This window comes from Curtobacterium sp. Leaf154 (assembly GCF_001424595.1).
In the GTDB taxonomy this organism is placed as follows: domain Bacteria; phylum Actinomycetota; class Actinomycetes; order Actinomycetales; family Microbacteriaceae; genus Curtobacterium; species Curtobacterium poinsettiae.
The window spans coordinates 124,320-144,818 of the sequence record NZ_LMOS01000005.1 but is presented as its reverse complement, the minus strand read 5'-3'; the positions used below and the strand labels follow the sequence as shown (position 1 = coordinate 144,818).

19 protein-coding genes are annotated in these 20,499 nt (G+C 71.7%); 8 read left to right on the top strand and 11 right to left on the bottom strand.

Features of this window, described 5'->3' with window-relative positions; genetic code table 11:
- Positions 1-3: 3 nt before the first annotated feature.
- On the bottom strand, positions 4-1,203 hold the full coding sequence (locus ASF75_RS10895; RefSeq protein WP_082509667.1) for a Fic family protein: 1,200 nt from the start codon (positions 1,201-1,203) through the stop codon (positions 4-6).
- Positions 1,204-1,296: 93 nt separating this feature from the next.
- Between ASF75_RS10895 and ASF75_RS10890 the strand changes: the two genes are divergently transcribed.
- Positions 1,297-2,496, top strand: a complete 1,200-nt coding sequence (locus tag ASF75_RS10890; RefSeq protein ID WP_056071325.1) for an amidohydrolase — start codon at positions 1,297-1,299, stop codon at positions 2,494-2,496.
- Between the two features lie 219 nt (positions 2,497-2,715).
- On the opposite strand, the gene ASF75_RS10885 is transcribed toward ASF75_RS10890, so the two are convergent.
- Together ASF75_RS10885 and ASF75_RS10880 are read right to left on the bottom strand one after the other, a co-directional pair.
- Positions 2,716-3,606, bottom strand: a complete 891-nt coding sequence (locus ASF75_RS10885) for an aminodeoxychorismate lyase (RefSeq protein ID WP_056071322.1) — start codon at positions 3,604-3,606, stop codon at positions 2,716-2,718.
- A gap of 19 nt (positions 3,607-3,625) precedes the next feature.
- The gene (locus tag ASF75_RS10880) at positions 3,626-3,976 is read right to left on the bottom strand and encodes a tryptophan synthase subunit alpha (protein ID WP_027464736.1); all 351 of its coding nucleotides are present in this window, start codon (positions 3,974-3,976) and stop codon (positions 3,626-3,628) included.
- Positions 3,977-4,040: 64 nt separating this feature from the next.
- On the opposite strand from ASF75_RS10880, the gene ASF75_RS10875 reads away from it, so the two are divergent.
- The gene (locus ASF75_RS10875; protein ID WP_162243019.1) at positions 4,041-4,565 is read left to right on the top strand and encodes an 8-oxo-dGTP diphosphatase; all 525 of its coding nucleotides are present in this window, start codon (positions 4,041-4,043) and stop codon (positions 4,563-4,565) included.
- A gap of 10 nt (positions 4,566-4,575) precedes the next feature.
- Here the strand turns inward: ASF75_RS10875 and ASF75_RS10870 are convergent, their stop codons facing one another.
- The 3 genes from ASF75_RS10870 to ASF75_RS10860 are packed head-to-tail and all read right to left on the bottom strand — an operon-like array spanning position 4,576 to position 8,103.
- Positions 4,576-4,863, bottom strand: coding sequence for a hypothetical protein (locus ASF75_RS10870; protein WP_017885949.1), 288 nt, complete (start codon positions 4,861-4,863; stop codon positions 4,576-4,578).
- A gap of 17 nt (positions 4,864-4,880) precedes the next feature.
- Positions 4,881-6,362, bottom strand: a complete 1,482-nt coding sequence (locus tag ASF75_RS10865) for an ABC transporter permease (RefSeq protein ID WP_056071316.1) — start codon at positions 6,360-6,362, stop codon at positions 4,881-4,883.
- 52 nt (positions 6,363-6,414) lie between these two features.
- Positions 6,415-8,103 (bottom strand): cation:proton antiporter, encoded by a 1,689-nt coding sequence (locus tag ASF75_RS10860; protein ID WP_017885948.1) that lies wholly within the window; start codon positions 8,101-8,103, stop codon positions 6,415-6,417.
- A 115-nt stretch (positions 8,104-8,218) separates the two neighbouring features.
- Between ASF75_RS10860 and ASF75_RS10855 the strand changes: the two genes are divergently transcribed.
- The 3 genes from ASF75_RS10855 to ASF75_RS10845 all read left to right on the top strand — a co-directional run bounded on the left by ASF75_RS10855 (position 8,219) and on the right by ASF75_RS10845 (position 11,612).
- A complete protein-coding gene (locus tag ASF75_RS10855; RefSeq protein WP_040418878.1) occupies positions 8,219-9,475 on the top strand; it encodes an inorganic phosphate transporter in 1,257 nt (418 codons plus the stop codon).
- The gene (locus tag ASF75_RS10850) at positions 9,475-9,771 is read left to right on the top strand and encodes a hypothetical protein (RefSeq protein ID WP_017885946.1); all 297 of its coding nucleotides are present in this window, start codon (positions 9,475-9,477) and stop codon (positions 9,769-9,771) included. Before ASF75_RS10855 ends, ASF75_RS10850 begins: the two co-directional genes overlap by 1 nt.
- A gap of 359 nt (positions 9,772-10,130) precedes the next feature.
- Positions 10,131-11,612, top strand: coding sequence for an aspartate ammonia-lyase (locus tag ASF75_RS10845; RefSeq protein WP_056071313.1), 1,482 nt, complete (start codon positions 10,131-10,133; stop codon positions 11,610-11,612).
- 40 nt (positions 11,613-11,652) lie between these two features.
- Here the strand turns inward: ASF75_RS10845 and ASF75_RS10840 are convergent, their stop codons facing one another.
- Together ASF75_RS10840 and ASF75_RS10835 are read right to left on the bottom strand one after the other, a co-directional pair.
- On the bottom strand, positions 11,653-12,738 hold the full coding sequence (locus tag ASF75_RS10840; protein ID WP_056071311.1) for a YihY/virulence factor BrkB family protein: 1,086 nt from the start codon (positions 12,736-12,738) through the stop codon (positions 11,653-11,655).
- Positions 12,739-12,918: 180 nt separating this feature from the next.
- A complete protein-coding gene (locus tag ASF75_RS10835; RefSeq protein ID WP_082509663.1) occupies positions 12,919-14,238 on the bottom strand; it encodes an MFS transporter in 1,320 nt (439 codons plus the stop codon).
- Positions 14,239-14,307: 69 nt separating this feature from the next.
- Here ASF75_RS10835 and ASF75_RS10830 point away from each other — a divergent pair, with 69 nt between their 5' ends.
- The 3 genes from ASF75_RS10830 to ASF75_RS10820 all read left to right on the top strand — a co-directional run bounded on the left by ASF75_RS10830 (position 14,308) and on the right by ASF75_RS10820 (position 17,914).
- Positions 14,308-14,679, top strand: coding sequence for an FKBP-type peptidyl-prolyl cis-trans isomerase (locus tag ASF75_RS10830; protein ID WP_017885942.1), 372 nt, complete (start codon positions 14,308-14,310; stop codon positions 14,677-14,679).
- Positions 14,679-15,515, top strand: coding sequence for an aldo/keto reductase (locus ASF75_RS10825; RefSeq protein WP_056071308.1), 837 nt, complete (start codon positions 14,679-14,681; stop codon positions 15,513-15,515). Before ASF75_RS10830 ends, ASF75_RS10825 begins: the two co-directional genes overlap by 1 nt.
- A 155-nt stretch (positions 15,516-15,670) precedes the next feature.
- Positions 15,671-17,914, top strand: coding sequence for a HelD family protein (locus ASF75_RS10820; RefSeq protein ID WP_017885940.1), 2,244 nt, complete (start codon positions 15,671-15,673; stop codon positions 17,912-17,914).
- Positions 17,915-17,985: 71 nt separating this feature from the next.
- Here ASF75_RS10820 and ASF75_RS10815 read toward each other — a convergent pair whose 3' ends face one another.
- From ASF75_RS10815 to ASF75_RS10805, 3 genes are read right to left on the bottom strand one after another with little or no spacing between them, the layout of a single operon-like run.
- A complete protein-coding gene (locus ASF75_RS10815; protein WP_056071306.1) occupies positions 17,986-18,255 on the bottom strand; it encodes a protealysin inhibitor emfourin in 270 nt (89 codons plus the stop codon).
- Between the two features lie 29 nt (positions 18,256-18,284).
- The gene (locus ASF75_RS10810; protein ID WP_056071302.1) at positions 18,285-19,334 is read right to left on the bottom strand and encodes a M4 family metallopeptidase; all 1,050 of its coding nucleotides are present in this window, start codon (positions 19,332-19,334) and stop codon (positions 18,285-18,287) included.
- Between the two features lie 60 nt (positions 19,335-19,394).
- Positions 19,395-20,471, bottom strand: a complete 1,077-nt coding sequence (locus ASF75_RS10805; RefSeq protein WP_056071299.1) for a glycoside hydrolase family 6 protein — start codon at positions 20,469-20,471, stop codon at positions 19,395-19,397.
- Between the last annotated feature and the right edge of the window lie 28 nt (positions 20,472-20,499).

The following is a 20,499-nucleotide window of genomic DNA, read 5'->3' as shown; positions in this document are numbered from 1 at the left end:
CGGTCAGGCCGCGGTCCGCTCGTGGCCGCCCACAGCGGCGTGCACCCGCTGCTCGAACGCCTCGAGCTCGGCGACCACGGCGGGTGCCACCCAGGCGCGGTCACGGCGGCGACGGGTGACCGGACGGAGCACGCCCGCCAGCACCAGGTCGAGCGTGACGCGCTCGACCTGGTCGGCGGTGAGCAGGGTTCCCAGGTGCGCTTCGGTCAGGACGGGGTCGTCGGCGAGCGCACGGCCGACGACGGCGTGCGGGCCCGTGGCGCAGGGACCGGCGGACCGGTCGGCGTCGTGCTCGGCGAGCAGCAGGGCGCCGAGCGTCGCCTCGTCGCACACCGTCCCGATCGCCAGGGCCAGGTCGGCCACGAACCCGGTGACCTGGCCGTCGCGGTACCGCTCCAGGTGCCGGAAGTACCGCCGTCGGTCCGCCGCGAGTGCGGTGGCCACGGGTGCGGTCACCGTCGTCGTGACCCCGCGGCGCCGCAGCACGGCACCGATCAGCGCCCGCCCGATCCGACCGTTGCCGTCGGTGAAGGGGTGGATCGACTCGAACTGCGCGTGCGCGATGGCCGCCTGGGCGATCGGGTGCAGGTCCACACGGTGCACGAACGCGAGCAGGTCGGCCATCAGCGGTGCCACGAGCTCCGGCGGCGGTGGGACGTACCGGGCGTCGCGGGGTGTGGCGCCGCCACCGATCCAGTTCTGCACGTCGCGGTACCGGCCTGCGGACCGTCCGTCGACCGGGTCGTCGCGCATCAGCAGACGGTGCGCCTCGAGCAGGGACGACTCCGTGACGATGCCCGAGTCCGCCGCGGAGACCAGGTGCTCGACGGCGCCGCCGGCCCGGACCACCGCGGTGGCACCCGGGTTCGCCCGGATGCCGACGAGCGCGCGCGCCAGGTCGTCGATCGAGGCGGGCTCGTCCTCGATCCGCGACGACGCCACGGCTTCGGTCCGGCCGAGCACGGACCCGAGCGGTGCGAGCCGGGAGCCGTGGTGGACGTCGAGGGTGCGCAGGGCCGTGGCGCTCCGGTCGAGCAGTGCGACGGTGTCGTCGTCGGGTGTCCACCGAGCCCCGGCGATGGACGGGGGCACCGACACCCGCACGGTGGTCACCAGCCGGTCGTCACGGCACCCGCGGACTGCGCTGCGCCAGGGTCGTTCGGCGCTGTGGTGCGTGGGCCAGGTCTCGCTCCGGTGTGCCATCCCGCGACGGTAGGGCCGCCGGGACGTCCGGCGCCAGGAATCGGTATTTCGCCCGCACGCCCCGCCCGCACGCCCCCGCGTACCGTTGGTGCCATGAGCAACTCCTTCGCGATCACCGGTGCCCACGTCGTCCCCGTCTCCGCCCCCGCCTTCGACGGCGGCGCGGTCATCGTCGAGGACGGCCGGATCACCGCGGTCGGGCCCGACGTCACCCCGCCCGACGGCATGACGGTCATCGACGCCGCGGGTTCGTGGCTCGTCCCCGGGTTCGTCGAGGCGCACGGCCACGTCGGCATCCACGAAGAAGCCAACGGCGAGGCCGGCAACGACACGAACGAGATGACCGCCCCGAACATGGCGGGCGTCCGCGCGATCGACGCGATCGACATCGACGACGAGGGCTTCCGGGACGCGCTCGCCGGCGGGATCACGAGCATCGTCGTCAAGCCCGGCTCGGGCAACCCGATCGGCGGCCAGAGCGTCGCCATCAAGACCTGGGGCGGCCGGACGATCGACGAGCAGCTCATCTCCGACTCGGTGAGCGTGAAGAGCGCCCTCGGCGAGAACCCGAAGCGGGTCTACGGCGGCAAGGGCCAGACCCCCTCCACCCGGCTCGGTGTCGCCAAGATCATCCGTGACGCCTTCGTCGACGCGCAGAACTACAAGGCCGCCCGCGATGCCGCCGCCGCGAAGGACGAGCCGTTCGCCCGCGACCTGACGAAGGAGACGCTCGTCCGGGTGCTCGACGGCGAACTCGTCTGGGACCAGCACACCCACCGCCACGACGACATCGCCACCGCCATCCGCCTGTCCGAGGAGTTCGGCTACCGGCTCGTCGTGAACCACGGCACCGAGGCGCACAAGATCGCCGACGTGCTCGCCGCGAAGGACATCCCGGTCATCTACGGCCCGCTCTTCACCAGCCGCTCGAAGGTCGAACTCCGCGACCGCGGCATCCCGAACCTCGCCACCATCGCGGCGGCCGGGGTCCGGGTCGCCATCACGACGGACGCGCCGGTCGTGCCGATCAACATGCTCGTCGACCAGGCGACCGCCGCCGTGAAGGAGGGCCTGCCCGCCCAGACCGCACTCGAGGCGCTCACGGTCAACCCGGCCGAGTTCCTGGGCTTCGGCGACCGTGTCGGTCGCCTGGCCGAGGGCTACGACGCCGACCTCGTGCTCTGGGACGGCGACCCGCTCGACGCGACCAGCCGCGCGACGCGCGTCTGGATCGACGGCAAGACCGTCTTCGCGTGGGCCGACGGGGCCGGCGTCACCACGCCGCGCTGGTAGCGGCCACGAGACGCCGGCGTCTCGCGTGACGCGGTGGGCTCAGCCACAGGCGGACGGGAGGCCCGTGGCGAGCCCGCCACGGGCCTCCCGTCCGTCAGGTGTCCGGTCGCGAGACGCCGTCGTTTCGGCACGACGCCGTCACACCCGCGAGACGCCGCCCAATTCCGCGGCGTCTCGCGGACACGACGGCGTCTTCCGGGTCGAGCGGTCAGACCGTGCTCAGACCTCGCGCGCCAGCAGGAAGTCGTTGATGCGCGTCGTCAGGTCCGCGTCGATCGCGCGGGCGTCGCCGTTCACCGAACGGATCGGCGCCGCCTGCCGCACGCTCGACACGAGCCAGAGCGCGTCCGCGGCTGCAAGATCGGCGAGGGTGACGAGCTCGTAGGCGGTCTCGATGCCCTCCTGCTCAGCGAAGCGGAACACGTCGGCCTGCGTCGTGCCCGCCAGGATCCCGATGTCGGTGCGGGGCGTGACCAGCCGGTCGCCGACCTTCATGATCAGGTTCGCGCGCGTGCCCTCGAGCACGTAGCCGTCGCTCGAGACGAACAGGGCGTCGTCGGCGCCGCGGCGGACGGCCTCGCGCAGGGCGGCCATGTTGACGCCGTACGACAGCGTCTTCGCGCCCTGCAGCAGCCAGGGCGAGGTGCGCTCGACGTCGTGCCGGTAGCCGCGGTCGAGGACGACGACGGAGATCCCCTCGGTGCGGGCGGCCGTGGAGTCGCCAGACGGCGCGGCGTAGACCCAGCCGGTCGGACGGTCGGTGCCCTCGACGCCGCGGGTCAGGACGGTCTTGGCGAAGGCCTCCCGTACCGGGTCGAGGCGCGCGCAGACGGCCTCGATGGCCTGGCGCCACGCCTCGGGGTCGGGGGCGGGCAGGTCGAGCATCGCGGCGGAGCGACCGAAGCGGGCGAGGTGCGCCTCGAGGGCCTGGGGTCGGCCGTCGATCACCGTGATCGTCTCGAACACGCCGTCACCGCGCGTGACGCCGAGGTCCTGCACCTGGACGTGCTCCTCGAGCGGCTTCGCCCACGTGAAGGCGTCGGCCGCGGGGTCGTGCGGCGCGGCGTCGCGGGAGGGCTGGTTGAGGACGGCGAGCACGGTTTCGGTCATGCGTCCATCCAACCGCAGCTCAGCCCGCTTCGGGCAGGGCGCCGAGCAGCTTCCACACGGCGGGCGTCAGCTCGGGGTGCTGCAGCGCGATCCGGCGCAGCCGGTGGTACTCCTCACCCAGCCGGGTGCCCTGCCCGGACGCCGGGTGGCTCGACCACTGCGCGTGCCGCTTGCCGATCGCCTCGTCCAGGTCGACGGCGTCCGCGCGCAGGATCAGCACGACCTGCTCGTCGACGGTCGGGAGCGTCGGCATGAACTCCCACGGGTCCTCGCCCTGACGGCTCCGGTGCTCGACGAGCATCGAGATCTCCTCGGCGGCCTCGGCGCGCAGCACTTCGAGGCTGCGCCCGGTCCTGCGGGGCTCAGCCATGGTGCCCCCGCAGCACGCCTGCCATGGGAAGAGCGTACGACACTCCATCGGCCACACTGGACGCGTGAGCCTTCGCGACGAGAGCAAGTCCCAGCATCCCCGGGTGGTGGTCGTGTACCTGCTGCGCGACGGCCAGGCAGGGCCCGAGGTGCTGCTGGGGGAGAAGCGCCGCGGCCTCGGCACCGGCCGTCTGGTCGGCCCCGGCGGCAAGCGCGAGTCCGGCGAGACGGCGGTCGAGACCGCCGTGCGCGAGGTGCGTGAAGAGGTCGGCCTGCGGCTCGACGCGGTCGACCTGGAGGCCCGTGGCACGTTGGACTACCGGTTCCCGTACCGACCGTCCTGGTCCCAGGTCTCGGACGTCTTCGTCTGCCGCCGCTGGCAGGGAGACCCGTCGGGCTCGGACGAACTGGAGCCGCTGTGGATCCCGGTCGACGCCGTGCCCTACGACGCGATGTGGGACGACGCCCGGTACTGGTTGCCGGGGGTGCTCGCTGGCGGCAACGTCCGGGCGCGGTTCACGTTCGCCGAGGACGACGCGACGGTGTCCGGGTTCACCGGGACGGGTGTCGGCGTCGGCTTGGGTGAGTAGCTGCTGGCTGCTAGCGCGTCTGCTGCGTGCGGGTGCTGCCGGTCCGGGCCTCTTCGGCGGCGGCCATGACGTCGGCGTCGCCGCTCCGGCCGCCCAGGGGTCGCACGAAGAAGTCGATGACACCGACGACGATCGCACCGATCATCGAGAACATCGCCCACCCGACGAACAGCCCGGCGGTGCCGCGCCCGTCGGCTGGGGCGAGCAGGACGCTCGCGGCGTAGAAGCCCAGCGTCAGCACGAGGAACACGACGACGACGCTGACGAGGACGCGGTGCCAGGTGATTCGGGGGTTCATGCCCCTCAGGATACGCGTCAGCGGTCGGCGTGCTTGCCGTGCGGAGCCGCCGCCGGTCGCGGCTCCTTCCGGTTCGCGGGGCGCTGCACGGCGATGCGACCGGTCGGGGTCGCGCCCGGTTCGAGGCCGTCGCGCGCGCCGGTGAAGACGTCGCCACCGGTGCGTTCGTCCTCCCAGTCGTCGTCCCGCAGCACGCTCAGGGTGCCGGTCTCGGTGGAGGTCAGCCCGTGGCGCTCCAGCTCGGCGTCGCGCTGCCCGCCGAGGAACTCGCGGTTGGCCGTGTTCGCGTCCTGGAACATCGTCGTGCGGCCGGTGACGATCGCGCGGATCCGTTTGCGCTCCCACCACTGCTTGCCGAAGTACATGAGCACGAGGCCGGCCGCCGCGTAGCACGCCATCGTGATCAGGCCTCGGGCCGGACCGGGGCCGACGCCGTAGACCTGGTGCTTGATCATGTCGACCATGCTCGAGCCGACCACGACGTTGTTGAGCCACGCGAACGGCTCGGGCATGAACCACTTCGGGTAGGCGCCGCCGGACGACGGCATGGACAGGAAGACGAAGCAGATCATCGCCGGGGCGGCGATGAAGCGGCCGACGAAGTAGCTCAGACCGTTCACCGCCAGGCCGATCGCCACGATCCAGCCCCAGGCGATGAGCACCAGCTGGATCCAGTGGCCGTGGATGGCACCGAGCACCGGGCCGGCGAGCGTGTTCGTGATGAGCGAGATGACCAGGCCGCCGACCGCGATGACCGTCATGCGGGTGCGGTGCCGGAGCGGGCCGCCCATGATGCCGATGAACATCGCGACCATGTAGCCGCCGATGCACCACGCGAGCATCACGTACATCGCCACGGTGCCGTACTCGTCCCACGCCGGCAGGGGCGCGAGCTCGGTCACCTTCGGGGTCGCGACGCCCAGGCCGGTGAGCACCGCGCTGAGGGTGGCCGGCACGAGGCTCGCGACCTGGAACTGGTGCGCGCTCGCCTTGAAGAACTCGTTCGCGGCCGGGTCGTACGCGACCGCCATCGAGCCGTCGACCACGTCGCGCTTCGCCTGGGCGAGCGAGTCGTAGGAGTGGAACACGAACTCGCCCGGCAACGCCCGCTGCACGGCCTGCACGAAGGACGGGTCGCTGCCGATCAGGGCGATCGGCACGTCGTGCGGGTGCGGGGCGTGGAACGCGAACACGTAGCACAGGCAGAACCCGACGATGAAGAACAGCGGCATCCACAGCTGCAGGCCGATGAGCTGGAGCGACGGGTGCAGTGTCGAGTACCAGCGGCGGTACGCGCTGTACTGCTGCGGGGCGGGGACGGGGGCCTGCCGCCGGGGTGCTGACCGGCTGGCGTGTCCCGCGACCTTGGCACCGCGACGCGGCTTCGTCCCCTGGGCGGACGGCCGGCTCCCGCGCGACTTCGAGGGCGTCGGACGCGAACCGCCGGGGCGCTCCGGTCCGTCGTCGTTCCTGGGGACGTCGTTCCGCGGCGTGCTCACTCGGCGCTCTGCTCCTGCTCTCGATCGGAGCGCCAGGATACGCCCGAGGTGCTCAGGAGCGACTGCGCGATGCCTGCGCCGAGTCCATTGCGAGCTCCTCGGCGTCGAGGGTCACGAGCACGCGGCGCATGACCTCCTCGTCGAGGTTCCCCTTCTCCCGCTCCTCGAGCACGATCTCGCGGCGGCGGTCGAGCAGCTCGCGCCGGATGTCCTGGATCTGCGAGCCACGCAGGCGCAGTGCGACGTTCCGCTCCTCGTCCTCTTCTTCCTCGGCGTCCTGGCGGAAGGTCTCGGCCTGACGCTCGAGTCGTGCCTTCAGCCGGTTCACCACCGAGTCGACGGCGTCCGAGCCGTACTGCTTCGCCCACGCCGGACGTCGCTTCTCGAGCAGCTCGATCGCGGCCTCGGTGGTGCGCTGGTTGAGTCGCATCTCGCTGCGCACGTCCTCTTCGCCCTCGGCCGGGTCCTGCACCTTGAGCGCGCGGATGACGAAGGGCAGCGTGAGCCCCTGCAACAGCAGGGTGCCGACGGTGACGAAGAAGGCGATGATGAAGATCGTGTCCTGCGCCGGGATCTGCGTCGGGCTCGCGACGACGGAGACCGCTGCCGCCAGGGTCACCACGCCACGCATGCCCGTCCACGAGATGACGGTGAGCTCCCGCCAGTTGAGCTTCGGCTCCGCGGAACCGCGCATCCACCGCAGTGAGGGGTGCCCGCGGGACAGCTTGATCCGCAGCGGCCGGAGCCACTTCCCGTTGAACCGGTTGCGCACGTACGACTCGAACACGAACAGCGGCCGCACCAGGATCACCACCGCGAGCACGACGGCCGCCGCGGTGAGCGTCTGCCCGAGGCTGCGCTCGCTCTCCACCAGGTCCTGCACGACGGTGTTGAGCTGCAGGCCGATGAGCGCGAACACGAAGCCCTCCAGGATGACGTCGATGCTCGTCCAGAGCGGACGCTCCTGCAGGCGGGTGGCGTAGCCCTCCTTCGGTGAGTTGTAGCCGATGTACAGGCCGGCCGTGACGACCGCGATCACGCCGGAGCCGGACAGGTCCTCGGCGAGGATGTACGCGACGAACGGCAGCAGGATGCTCATGATCGTCTCGACCACGGGGTCGTTGATGCGCATCCGGATCCAGTGCACGACGACGCCGAGCACGATGCCGACGACCAGGCCGACGCCGATCGCGAGCCCGAAGATGCCGAGGTCCTGCCAGACCGTCAGCGACGTGCCGGCGATGATGAGCGTGAACACGCGCACCAGGGTCAGCGAGGCCGCGTCGTTGATGAGGCTCTCGCCGGACAGCACGGTCATGACACGCCGGGGGAGTCCGAGCTTCCGGCCGATCGCGGCGGCGGACACCGCGTCCGGCGGGGCGACGATCGCGCCGAGCAGGATCGCCGCAGGCAGCGTCATGTCCGGGATGAGCAGGTACGCCACTCCGCCGACGACCAGGGCCGTCACGATCACCAGGAAGATGCCGAGTCGTCGGATCTGTTTGATCGAGCCGCGGAAGCTCTGCCACGACACGTCGAGCGCGGCGGAGTAGAGCAGCGGCGGCAGGATCACCGTGAGGATGACCTCGGAGTCGATCTCCATCGGGGGCAGCCCGGGCAGGAACGAGGCCGCCAGGGCGACCGCTGTGACGAGCAGGGGAGCGGGGAGCCCCTTGGCGCGGGCGAACCCGGTCACCGCGAGCGATCCGATCAACAGGATGAGGAGCTCAGCGGTGTCCATGGACCCATTCTTCCATCGGCATGGTTCCGAACCTGAACGAGTGTGAAGCGACGGTGAACAACAGGTTGCCGATCAGGTTTGCTCGAAGGGCCGACGCCTGGGACACTTGCCCGCGGTGGACATCACACTCATAGTCGTCCTGGTCATCGCGTTGGCCCTCTTCTTCGACTTCACAAACGGTTTTCACGACACCGCCAACGCGATGGCGACCCCGATCGCGACCGGCGCCATGAAGCCCAAGGTGGCGGTCACCGTCGCTGCGGTGCTCAACCTGGTCGGTGCGTTCCTCAGCACCGCCGTGGCGACGTCGATCTCGCACGGGCTGATCAACGAGGGCCCCGGTGGCGTCGCGATCAGCCCCGAGATGATCTTCGCGGGCTTGATCGGGGCAGTCGTCTGGAACATGATCACGTGGCTCCGCGGGCTGCCGTCGTCGTCCTCGCACGCGTTGTTCGGCGGGCTCATCGGTGCCGCGATCGTCGGTGCCGGGTTCCAGTCGGTCAACTACGTCGCGCTGCTGACGGTCGTGATCATCCCGGCGTTCGCCTCGCCCGTGATCGCGGCGCTCGTGTCGTTCCTGTCGACGCGCATCGCGTACCGGATCACCAAGCGGCCGGTGTTCCCGAACGAGCGCGGCGGGTTCCGGATCGGGCAGGTCTTCACCAGCTCGATGGTGTCCCTGGCGCACGGCACCAACGACGCGCAGAAGACGATGGGCGTCATCACGCTGACCCTCATCGCCTCGGGCGCGCAGTCGTCCAACCAGGGCGTGCAGTTCTGGGTCGTCGTGGCCTGTGCCCTCGCGATCGCGCTCGGTACCTACACGGGTGGCTGGCGCATCATCCGCACGCTCGGCTCGGGCATCACCGAGATCCGGGCGACCCAGGGCTTCGCGGCCGAGGCCTCGACCGCGGCGACGATCCTCGCCTCCAGCCACCTCGGCTTCGCGCTGTCCACCACGCAGGTGTCCTCGGGTTCCATCATCGGTGCCGGTCTCGGCCGCCGGGGCTCGAAGATCCAGTGGTCGACCGCCGGCAAGATCGTCATCGCCTGGTTCATCACCCTGCCTGCCGCTGCTGCGGTCGGTGCCGTCGCTTCCGGGATCGCCCGTCTCGGCGTCATCGGGCTCGTGATCGACGCCGTGGTCGGTGCCGCCGTCATCCTCGGCCTGTACCTCTGGTCGCTCCGCAAGCCGCACGAGCAGGCCTCGGCCATCGAGGTCGACGTCGCCGCGAACGCGGTCCTGACCCGCAAGGAGCTGCGCGACATGCAGCGCAAGAAGCGCGCCGACGCGGTCGCCGAGCGTCGCGCCGAACTGAGCCGCGAGCGGACGCTCCGTCGCATGGCGGCCCGCAAGGGAGGCCGTCGCTGATGGGCATCGACTGGTTTGCATTCCTCACCGTGGCGCTCGTCGCCGTGGTCTCGTCGTGCTTCGTCGTCGCCGTGTACTCGGTCGGCCTCCGTCTCTGGAGCGCCGCCGACACCCGCGCCGGCAAGTTCACCGTGAAGGACGACGGCACGATCGGTCCGGCCACCGCGGGCTTCCCGAACCCGGCCGGCGCCTCGACGGCTACACGTGCACTCCGTGCCGCTGCCGTCGCGTGCTTCGTCGTGTGCGGCGCCGTCGTGCTCTACGGCATCTATCTCATCGTTCCGCAGTTCCACTGACGGGCGCGCTCACCGAGTGAGCAGAAAACGCCGGGTCGCCCTTCGCGACCCGGCGTCTTCTGCTCACTCGTCGTGTGTTCGCCGCGCTCGCCGCGCGAGCGGGCGAAATGCCCGCGTCCGCGCTCGCGCCCACCCCGCCATTTCGCCCGCTCGCGGTCCGGGTCGCGACCGGGGGGCGGACGGGAGGCCCGTGGCGGCCTGGCGCCGCGCCTCCCGTCCGTCCCGGGCGAGCGGGCGGAATGCCGGCGTGCGATACCGAGGCGACCGCGGCATTCCGCCCGCTCGCGCAGGAACGCGCCGCTCTGCACCGTCCCGGCGCGTTCCCGGACCGGCTGGACGGACCGGACTAGCCTCGACGTGTGACCGGCAACGAGGAGGCACCTGTGACGACGACGCGGACCGAGAGCGACTCGCTGGGATCACGGGAGGTCCCGAACGACGCCTACTGGGGCATCAACACGTTGCGGGCGCTGGAGAACTTCCCGATCACCTCCGTGCCGATCGCCGTGTACCCGGACCTCATCGAGGCGCTCGTCACCGTGAAGCAGGCGGCGGCGCGGGCGAACCGGGCGATCGGTGTCCTCGACGAGGAGCGCGCCGACGCGATCGACCGCGCGGCGCAGGAAGTGCGCGACGGGGCGCTCCGCGAGCAGTTCGTCGTCGACGTCGTGCAGGGCGGCGCGGGCACGAGCACGAACATGAACACGAACGAGGTGCTCGCCAACCGGGCACTCGAACTCCTGGGCCGTGCGCGGGGCGACTACGCGTACCTGCACCCGATCGACCACGTGAACCGCAGCCAGTCGACGAACGACACGTACCCGACGAGCATCAAGATCGCGATGATCTTCGGCGTCCGGCGGCTGATCGTGCAGCTCGAGGAACTCTCCGCGGCGTTCGCCGAGCGGGGCCGCGCCTTCGCCGACGTGCTCAAGGTCGGCCGGACGCAGCTGCAGGACGCGGTGCCGATGACCCTCGGGCAGGAGTTCACCGGCTTCTCGCACACCATCCAGGAGGACGCGGAGATGCTCCGCAAGGTGATGCCGTTGCTCGCCGAGATGAATCTCGGCGCGACGGCCATCGGCACCGGGATCACCGCGGACCCGCTCTACCGCGACGAGGTCCGCCGGCAGCTGCAGGAGGCGAGCGGGATCGACGTCGTCACCGCCCCCGACCTCATCGAGGCGACGAGCGACGCCGGCGCCTTCATGACCCTGTCCGGCACGGTCAAGCGCAGCGCCGCGAAGCTCTCGAAGATCTGCAACGACCTGCGGCTGCTGTCGTCCGGCCCGCAGGCGGGCCTCGGCGAGATCACCCTGCCCGCTCGCCAGGCCGGTTCGTCGATCATGCCGGGCAAGGTGAACCCGGTGATCCCCGAGGTCGTGAACCAGATCGCCTACGCGGTCGCCGGAGCCGACACCACGGTGACCATGGCGGCGGAGAGCGGCCAGCTCCAGCTCAACGCCTTCGAGCCGATCATCGCCCACTCGATCCTGCAGTCCCTGCAGTGGATGTCCCGCGGCTGTGCGACCCTGCGCGAGCACTGCATCGTCGGCATCGAGGCGAACGAGGCGAAGCTCGCCGCCCAGGTCGACACGAACGTCGGCGTCGTCACGGCGCTGACGCCGTACATCGGGTACGCGGCCGCGGCGTCGATCGCGCACACGGCGTTGACCACTTCGACGCCGATCTCGACGCTCGTCGTGGCCGCGGGCCTGATGGACGAGAACCAGGTCATGCGGGTGCTCAGCCCGGCACGGCTGTCGGGGATCGAGCTGGCGACCGGCGCCATCCCGATCGTCACCGAGGAGATGCTGGACGCCGAGGCGCGCAAGCGCTGACGCGGGGCGTCCGCGGCAACGAGCGCGCGCACGCCACCCGTCAGGGCAGCGGCCGCTCGCCCACCCGCACCTGCTGCGCCATCGCCCGCAGCTGCTCCTCGCCCGGGGTCAGCTCGGCGTCCTCGTCCTCGGCCACCCGAGCGGCCTCGGCCCTGACGTGCTGCGCTGCAGCGATGTCCTGGTCCCGCCAGCGCGCGAGCGTGAAGTTCCGGGTGACGTCCCGCAGCGGCAGCCGGATCGACTCGTCCGCTTCGATGCCGGCCATCAGCTGCCGCATCCGGATCACCTCGGAGTCGAGCTCCCCGCCGACCACGAGCACGAAGTTCGAGATGTAGAGGTACACGAGCAGCAGGATCGCGCCGCCGAGCCACCCGTAGGCACGGTTCCCGCCGCCGAGGGTCTCCACGTAGAGCGCGAACCCGAGGGTGGCGATGGCCCAGGTCACGATCGCGAACGCGGCACCGGCCGACACCCACCGCAGCTGCGGGGTCTTCACGTTCGGCGTCGCGTAGTACAGCACCGCCACCATCACGACCAGGTCGACCGCGAGCACCGGCCACTTCGCCACGTTCCACACGTCGTCGATCCAGGGCGCCCACCCGAGCTGCCGGATGACGGCCTCGGAGATCGTCGGGGTGCCGAGCAGGATGACGATCGCGACGGCACCGCCGACCATGACGAGGAGCGTGACGAGGAGCATCATGCTGCGGAACTTCCAGATCCGCCGACCCTCCTCGACCTCGTACGCGGTGTTCATCGCCCGCCCGAACGCCGTCGCGTAGCCGGACAGCGACCAGAGCGTCAGCACGACGCCGATCGTGAACCCGAGCCACGGGTTGTCCAGGGTCAGCAGCTGCCGGAGCGGGCCCTCGAGGTGCGACGCGGTCTCGGGCCGGACGATGAACCCGAGGACCTCGACGATGTCGGTCAGGCTGTCGCCCTTGCGGTCCACGATGGACAGGGCCGACACCACCGCCAGCGCGGTCGGGAAGACGGTCAGCAGGGCGAAGAACGTCAGCGACGCGGCCGCGTCGACGACGCGGTGCCGGATGACGGAGTGGTAGGTGCGCCGGACGACGGCGCGGACTCCCGTCCGCTGGAGATCGCGCGATGCGCTGTCCGGCATGCGTCGTACGGTACCCGACACGTGACTGCCTGGAGGCCCGTGGCGGGCCCGCCCCGCGCCTCCCGACCGCCTGTTGGTCGCGCTGGTGCGCCTGCAAGACACCGGTGTTCACGCTCCGCACCGCGGAACGCGGGTGTTCGACGTGCGAACACCGGTGTTATGCGCACCAGGACCGACCGGTCAGTTGGCGTGGGGGTGCAGGGCGTCGTAGCGGCGGAACGACGGGACCATCCGGACGAGGAGCGCGACGAGGCCGATGATCAGCACGCCGCCGATGACCGGCGGGTACGCGATGCCGGCCGCGACGACCAGGCCGGCGTACAGGTCGCCGAGCCTCGGACCGCCCGTGACCACCACGATGAAGATGCCCTGCAGCCGACCACGCATGCCGTCCGGCGACGCTGCCTGCAGGATCGTGTTCCGGAACACCGAGCTGACGTTGTCCGCGCCGCCGGCCATCGCCAGGAACAGCGCCGCGAGCCCGAGCGCGGGCAGGATCTCGACCCCGAACGCCTCACCCGAGCGGCCGCCCAGGACGTGTGCCAGCGCGATGACCACACCGAACGCCGCGATCGCCCCGCCGTACGCCGTGATGGCCCAGCCGACGGCCTCACCCTGGCGTCGGACGTGCCCGAGCGGCCCGGAGAACACGCTCGACAGCAGCGCTCCGATCGCGTACGCGGCGGTCAGGGTGCCGACCGTGATCGACCCGCCGCCGATGACGAGCGCCCCGATCGCGGGGAACAGCACGCGCGGCTGCCCGAACGTCATCGCGACGATGTCGAGCACGAAGGTCATCGTGATGTTGCGCGACCGCCGCAGGAACCTCGCACCCTCGATGAGCGAGCCGAGCCCCGGCCGCAGCGCGTCGTGGTCGGCAGCCATCCGCGGCAGCGTGAACACCCCGAGGAACGCGAACGTGAACAGCACGACGTCGATCGTGTACGTCGGCGCGAACCCGACGGTCGCGATGAGCACGCCGGCGATCGCCGGGCCCACCGTGACCTGGAACCCCGACGCGATCCCGCCCAGGGCGCTCGCCGCGGGCAGCAGGTCGGTGCCGACGAGCCGCGGGACGATGGCCGAGCGGGACGCGTTGCTGACGGTGGCGGCGACGGCGTTCACCGTGGCGAGCACGTAGAGCAAGAGGACGCTGTGCAGGTCGAGCCAGGCGTGGGTGGCGATGAGCGCCACCGCGACCCACGCGATGATCGAGGACACGAGCGCGACGAGGCGCCGGTCGAAGGCGTCCGCGAGCATCCCGCCGTACAGACCCGCGACGATCATCGGCACGAGCGCGATGACACCCACCAGGGCCACGGCGAAGGTCGAGCGGGTGATCTCGTAGACCTCGAGCCCGACGGCCACGGTCGTCATCTGGGTGCCGATGCCGGCGATCGCGGTGCCCGCCCAGAGCCGGGCGAAGGCGGGGGAGCGGCGGAGCGGGGTCAGGTCGGCGAGCAGACGGCGGCGCGGCGGTGCGGGAGTCGATGGTGTCACGGTGGAACCATTCTGCGGGCTGGACGCTCGTTGCGCGTGCCCGGTGCGCCCTCTGGTTGACTGATCGGCATGACTGACCTGAACAGCAAGCCCGAGTTCGACGCCCCCGAGGGCCCCGCCCCCACCGAGCTCGTCGTCACCGACATCGTCGAGGGCTCCGGCGAAGAAGCGTCCGCCGGCTCGACCGTCAAGGTCCACTACGCCGGCGTCGAGTACGAGACCGGCGAGGAGTTCGACAGCTCCTGGAACCGCGGCGAGCCCATCGACTTCCCGCTCGCGGCGCTGGTGCGCGGCTGGCAGGAGGGCATCCCCGGCATGAAGGTCGGCGGCCGCCGCAAGCTCGTCGTCCCGCCGGAGCTCGCCTACGGCCCCGCCGGTGGCGGCCACTTCCTGTCCGGCAAGACCCTCATCTTCGTGATCGACCTGCTCGGGGTCCGCTGATGCAGGTCGGTGCCCCGACGATCGAGCTGAACGACGGCCACCGGTTCCCGGAGCTCGGCCTCGGCACCTACGGGCTGAACGGCGACGAGGGTGCGGCCGCGGTCGGCAACGCGATCGCGGGCGGCTACCGGCTGCTCGACACGGCGCTGAACTACGGCAACGAGGACGCCGTCGGCAGGGCCGTCCGCGAGTCCGAGGTGGCGCGCGAGGACCTCGTCGTCACCTCGAAGCTCCCCGGCCGCCACCACGGCTACGACGAGGCGCACCGCTCGATCGACGAGACCCTCGGCAACCTGGGGCTCGACCACGTCGACCTGTACCTGATCCACTGGCCGAACCCGTCGGTGGACAAGTTCGTCGACACCTGGAAGGCGTTCGTCGACCTGCGCGACAGCGGCAAGGTGCGCTCGATCGGCGTCTCGAACTTCACGCCGGAGCACCTCCGCCGCATCGTCGACGCCACCGGGGTCGCCCCGGCCGTCAACCAGGTCGAGCTGCACCCGTACTTCCCCCAGGCGGAACTGCGGAAGGTGCACCAGGAGCTCGGCATCGTGACCGAGAGCTGGAGCCCGCTCGCGAAGCGGTCGGAACTGCTCACCGAGCAGCCGATCGTCGACGCTGCCGCCGCACACGGGGTGGCCCCCGGCCAGGTCGTCCTGCGCTGGCACGTCCAGCTCGGTGCCGTGCCGGTGCCGAAGTCGGGCGACGCCACCCGCCAGAAGGAGAACCTCGACGTCTTCGGCTTCGAGCTGACCGACGACGAGGTGCAGGCGATCTCCGCGCTCGAGCGCGGCCGCCTGTGGGACGGCGACCCGGACACACACGAAGAGATGTAGACGGGTCGCGGACGCGCGGACGCGCGGACGCACGGACGCACGGACGCGCTGCCGTCCGGAGCGGAGGCGCGGTGCCAGCTGGCACCGCGCCTCCAGTCATCCGTGTCGGTGCGCCGGGACTACACTGGACACCCCTCTTTCCCGAAGGGTTGTGTGTGTCCGAACCGACCGAGATCGACCGTGAGCGCGGCTACGTCGACGGCCTCTTCCGTCGTCTCGACGAGCTGACCGCCGAGGCCGAACAGCGCCTCGCCGAGACCCGCCGACAGGCGGTCGGCGGGAACCACCAGAGCCGCAGCGAGCGCGACGCGTACGCCCGGCTCTACGAGGACACCGTCGCGACGCTCGAGCGGGTGGGGGACCGTCTGGTCTTCGGCCGGCTCGAGGTCGCCGAGCCCGACAACCCCGACGACACCTTCCGGTACATCGGCCGCGTGGGGCTGCGCGACGCCGAGCACCGGCCGCTCCTGCTCGACTGGCGCGTCCCCGGTGCCAGTGCCTTCTACCAGGCCACCGCGGCGCACCCGATGGGCATGCGCTCCCGCCGGCACCTGTCCCTGCAGGGTCGTCGGGTGGTCGGCGTCGAGGACGAGGTGTTCGACGCCTCGCTCTACGACGACGAGCGCACCCACCTGCAGGGCGAGGGCGCGCTGCTCGCCGCGGTCACCGCCGAGCGCACGGGCCGGATGACCGACATCGTCGCGACGATCCAGGGCGAGCAGGACCGCATCATCCGCTCGCCGCTCGAGGGCGTGCTCATCGTGCAGGGCGGTCCCGGCACCGGCAAGACCGCCGTGGCGCTGCACCGCGCCGCCTACCTGCTCTACTCGTACCGCGAGCGGCTACGGGGCTCCGGCGTGCTCATGGTCGGACCGTCCCCGGCCTTCCTGACGTACATCGAGCAGGTGCTCCCGTCGCTCGGCGAGACCGGCGTCGTGATGGCCTCACTCGGCTCGCTCTACCCGGGCGTGCACGCGACGACGCACGACACCCGCGACGTCGCCGCCGTGAAGGGCGCCGCCCAGATGGCGTCGCTGCTGCGCCGGGCGGTGCGCTCGCGCCAGGTCGTACCGACCGAGTCGGTCACGCTTGACATCGAGGGCGAGCGGCTCGTCGTGTCGCCGCAGCTCGTCGCCGACGCCATGAAGCGCGCGCAGGACCGCGGCAAGCCGCACAACGCCGCCCGTGTCACGTTCAACAAGATCGCCCTCGACGCGATGACGCGCCTGCTCGCCGAGCAGCTGCGGGAGCGCGGCACCACGGTGGACGAAGCCGACGAGAAGGTCCTGCGCGAGGACATCCGGAGCTCGTACGACGCCCGTGTCCTGCTCAACACCGCGTGGCTACCGCTGCCGCCGGAGAAGTTCCTCGAGGACCTCTACGCCCGGCCGAACTGGCTCGCCTCGCTCACCCCCGACTGGACACCGGAGCGCCGCGCCCTGCTGCAGCGTGCCCGCGGGACGGCCTGGACCGTCGAGGACGTCCCCCTGCTCGACGAGGCCGCCGAACTGCTCGGCCCGTTCGACCCGACCGGCGGCGCCGCCAAGCGCGCCGCGAAGGCCAGCCGGAACCGCGACATCGAGAACGCCCGCCAGGCGATCGAGAACATGGGCGTCGAGGGCATCGTCAGCGCCGAGCAGGTCGCCGGCTCGTTCGCCGAGGGCGGCGACCCCCGCTCCACCGCAGAGCGCGCCGCGGACGACCGCGAGTGGACCTACGGCCACATCGTCGTCGACGAGGCGCAGGAGCTCTCTCCGATGCAGTGGCGCGTGCTCGCCCGCCGCAACCCGCTGCGCTCGTTCACGATCGTCGGCGACATGGCGCAGGGTTCCTCGCCGGGTGCCGCGCGCACGTGGGACGACGTCATCGGGGCGCTCGCGCGTCGCCGACGCGGCCGTGCGCCGCAGGTGCCGCTCGACCACCGCATCGAGCAGCTGACGGTCAACTACCGCACCCCGCGCTCCATCGTCGAGGCCGCCGGGGCCTTCGCGGACAGTGCCGGGCTGACGGTCACGCGCAACGAGGCCGTGCGCGACGGCGACCCCGTCGAGCGTGTCCGCGTCGCGCGGGCCGACCTGCTCGACACCGTCGTCGCCGTCGCCGACGCCGAGCGTGTCCGGATCGGGTCCGGCACCATCGGTGTCATCGTCCCCGAGTCCCAGGTCGACACCGTCCGGCAGCGGCTCGCCCGCACCGAGGCGGACGTCCGGGGGCTCGCCTCGCCGACCGCCGGGTCGCTCACGGTGCTGACCGGCGCGGACGCCAAGGGCCTGGAGTTCGACGGCGTGCTGCTCGTCGACCCGGACGGCGTGGGTGCCGACGCGGCCCGTGCCGCCGCAGCGGTCTACGTCGCGATGACGCGCCCGACGCGTCGCCTGACGGTCATCGACGTCGACTGACGCGGCCGGGCGGTGGCGTCCCCGCGGGGCGGACAGGAGGCGCGGTGCGGGTCCGCCACGCGCCTCCCGGCTCAGGTCGGGTCGCCCTCGGACCGCACCCGCTCGACCAGGTCGGCCCACGGTCCGTCCAGGCGGCGGCCGGGGATGGTCACAGTGGTGCGCTCGACGGTGATCGTCCAGCTGAAGTCGTCGGGGACGGGCGCAGCGGTCGGCACCGGGGTGCGCCGCAGCGCGTCGACCACGTCGGACCACGCCGCGGGGTCGCTGCTCGCGTCGGTGTCGACCCGCCAGCGCCGCACGGTACCGGCGAAGCCCCCGGAGCGGCGGACCTCGATGCGCATGTCCCCGACGCTACGCCCGGGACGGGTGCTCAGTCGAGCACGCCCACCCGCTGCCAGGCCTGACGGACCGCGATGTGCTCGGCGGAGCCGTCCCCGAACCGTCGTACAGCAGCGTCGACGGTGACGGTGGCGAAGCCCGCGAAGTCGATCGAGGCGGTCACCTCCGGCGAGGTCAGGGCGTCCCACCAGACGGCGCCGGCTCCCTGCCACGCGGGCCCACCGATGGCGGTGGCCGCCAGGAAGAACGCGTGGTTCGGGATGCCCGAGTTGGTGTGCACCCCGCCGGCGTCGTCGGTGGTGACGACGAACCCGGCCATGGTCGCCGGTTGCGGGTCCTTGCCGAGCACCGGGTCGTCGTAGGCGGTTCCTGGCGCCCGCATCGAGCGGAGCGCGTCGCCCTGCACGGCGTCGGTGAACAGCCCCTCGCCGATGAGCCAGCTGGCCTGCTCGGCCGTCTGACCTGCCGCGTACTGGGCGACGAGGGAACCGAACACGTCGCTGATCGACTCGTTCAGGGCCCCCGATTGCCCCTGGTAGGTCAGGTCGGCGGTGTACTGCGTGACACCGTGCGCGAGCTCGTGGCCGATGACGTCGAGGGCGATGGTGAAGCGGCGGAACACCTCGTCGTCGCCGTCGCCGAACACCATCCTGCTGCCGTCCCAGTAGGCGTTGTCGTAGTCCTGGCCGTAGTGCACGGTGGCGTCGAGGGGGAGCCCGGCGCCGTCGATGGACACCCGGTCGAACACCTCGAGCCAGAAGGCGTGCGTGGCGCCGAGGCCCGCGTACGCCTCGTCGACCGCGGTGTCGCCGGTGTCGGCGTCGCCCTCGTGCCGGACGAGGGTGCCGGGCAGCGTCGTGGTGCCGTGCGCGTCGGTGATGGTGCGCTGCGGGGAGCGGTCGACGGTGCCGCTGAGGCTGCGCGGCGCCACCAGGTGCTCGTGCTTCGGCGCCTGCACGGTGTCGAGCGAGGCCAGCGCGGTGCGTGCCGCCGAGGCCGCACGGGGGAACGCGTCGGCGTCGGCGACGGCGCGGAGCAGGTAGGGCGGGACGACGGAGCGGATGCGGTCGGTCGCGGTCATGCGCTCATGCAACCACCGGGCACCGACAGCCCTGCGCTGCCGGTTGCCGGGTGGTGGCCGTCAGTCGCGCTTGCGGTGCTCGACGAGGGCGAGCGCGTACGACTCCCACCACTGGCCGGCGGCGGGGCCACCGTTGCAGGTGCCGTCGCTGAGCCCCGGCGTCTTGACCCAGAGCAGCGCGTCGAGCCGGGTGCTCCCGCCGGTGACGTGCGGCTCCTGGCCGAGGCCCGCGCCCTCGGGGTTGCACCAGGTGCCCCGCCACCCCTGCCCGTTGCGGGAGACGTCGATGACGAAGTGCGGGTCGCCACCGACCGCGTCGGCGAGCTCGTCGGCGTACGCGCGCTCCTGGTCGACCCGGTAGAAGTTCGACACGTTCGTGAAGAAGCCCTGCACCTCGTCGATGCCGGCCTGCCGCAGCCAGTCCGCCATGGTCGCGGTCGGCACGCGGTTCTCGTTGCCGCCGTCCAGGTACACGGTGAGCCCGTGACCGGTCAGTGCGTCGACGGCCTTCCGCAGCAGGGGCAGACGTTCGTCGCGCAGCCGTTCGCAGTTCTGGATCTGCGCGATCGAGTCGGGTTCGACGAGCACGACGGCGTGCGAGCCGGCCATCGCACGGACGGCGGACCGGACCCACGGCAGGTAGGCGTCGTCCTCGGTGCCGCCCTTCGAGTAGCTGCCGCAGTCGCGGTCGGGGATGCTGTACAGGACGAACACCGGGGTGCCGCCACGTTCCTTCGCGGTGGCGACCACGGACCGGATGGTCGACCGGGTCTCGGAGCGCGAGGTGTTCGTCAGCCAGGTCGCGATCGGCTGGTCGGCGATGACCGCGATCTGCTCGGCGGTCTCGGCGTCGCCCTCGGCCCGGGCCTGGCGCTCGCGGATGCCGGCCTGGTTCACCGCGGTCGGCTGGCGCGCGAGTCCGCCGCGGAACGCCTCGGCCGCGGACTTCCGCTCGGACACGGCTCGCCCGCTCGGGGTTCGGTCGCCGTCCGGCGGGCCACCGTTCCAGGGGCCGACGACCACGAGCGTCGTCACGACCGCGGCGACGACGACGGCCGCCGCGGCGATCCACCCCCACTGCCGCAGGCCGCCGGTGCGGTTGCGGCGGGGGGTGCTGGGTGCCTCGTGCTCCGGCATGCTGCGGTGCTCCCTGATCTGCCCGTGC

Coding starts and splice junctions, on each gene's coding strand:
- ASF75_RS10895 (WP_082509667.1), bottom strand. CDS start 1,203: ATGGCACACCGGAGCGAGACCTGGCCCACGCACCACAGCGCCGAACGA.
- ASF75_RS10890 (WP_056071325.1), top strand. CDS start 1,297: ATGAGCAACTCCTTCGCGATCACCGGTGCCCACGTCGTCCCCGTCTCC.
- ASF75_RS10885 (WP_056071322.1), bottom strand. CDS start 3,606: ATGACCGAAACCGTGCTCGCCGTCCTCAACCAGCCCTCCCGCGACGCC.
- ASF75_RS10880 (WP_027464736.1), bottom strand. CDS start 3,976: ATGGCTGAGCCCCGCAGGACCGGGCGCAGCCTCGAAGTGCTGCGCGCC.
- ASF75_RS10870 (WP_017885949.1), bottom strand. CDS start 4,863: ATGAACCCCCGAATCACCTGGCACCGCGTCCTCGTCAGCGTCGTCGTC.
- ASF75_RS10860 (WP_017885948.1), bottom strand. CDS start 8,103: ATGGACACCGCTGAGCTCCTCATCCTGTTGATCGGATCGCTCGCGGTG.
- ASF75_RS10850 (WP_017885946.1), top strand. CDS start 9,475: ATGGGCATCGACTGGTTTGCATTCCTCACCGTGGCGCTCGTCGCCGTG.
- ASF75_RS10840 (WP_056071311.1), bottom strand. CDS start 12,738: ATGCCGGACAGCGCATCGCGCGATCTCCAGCGGACGGGAGTCCGCGCC.
- ASF75_RS10830 (WP_017885942.1), top strand. CDS start 14,308: ATGACTGACCTGAACAGCAAGCCCGAGTTCGACGCCCCCGAGGGCCCC.
- ASF75_RS10825 (WP_056071308.1), top strand. CDS start 14,679: ATGCAGGTCGGTGCCCCGACGATCGAGCTGAACGACGGCCACCGGTTC.
- ASF75_RS10815 (WP_056071306.1), bottom strand. CDS start 18,255: ATGCGCATCGAGGTCCGCCGCTCCGGGGGCTTCGCCGGTACCGTGCGG.
- ASF75_RS10810 (WP_056071302.1), bottom strand. CDS start 19,334: ATGACCGCGACCGACCGCATCCGCTCCGTCGTCCCGCCCTACCTGCTC.
- ASF75_RS10805 (WP_056071299.1), bottom strand. CDS start 20,471: ATGCCGGAGCACGAGGCACCCAGCACCCCCCGCCGCAACCGCACCGGC.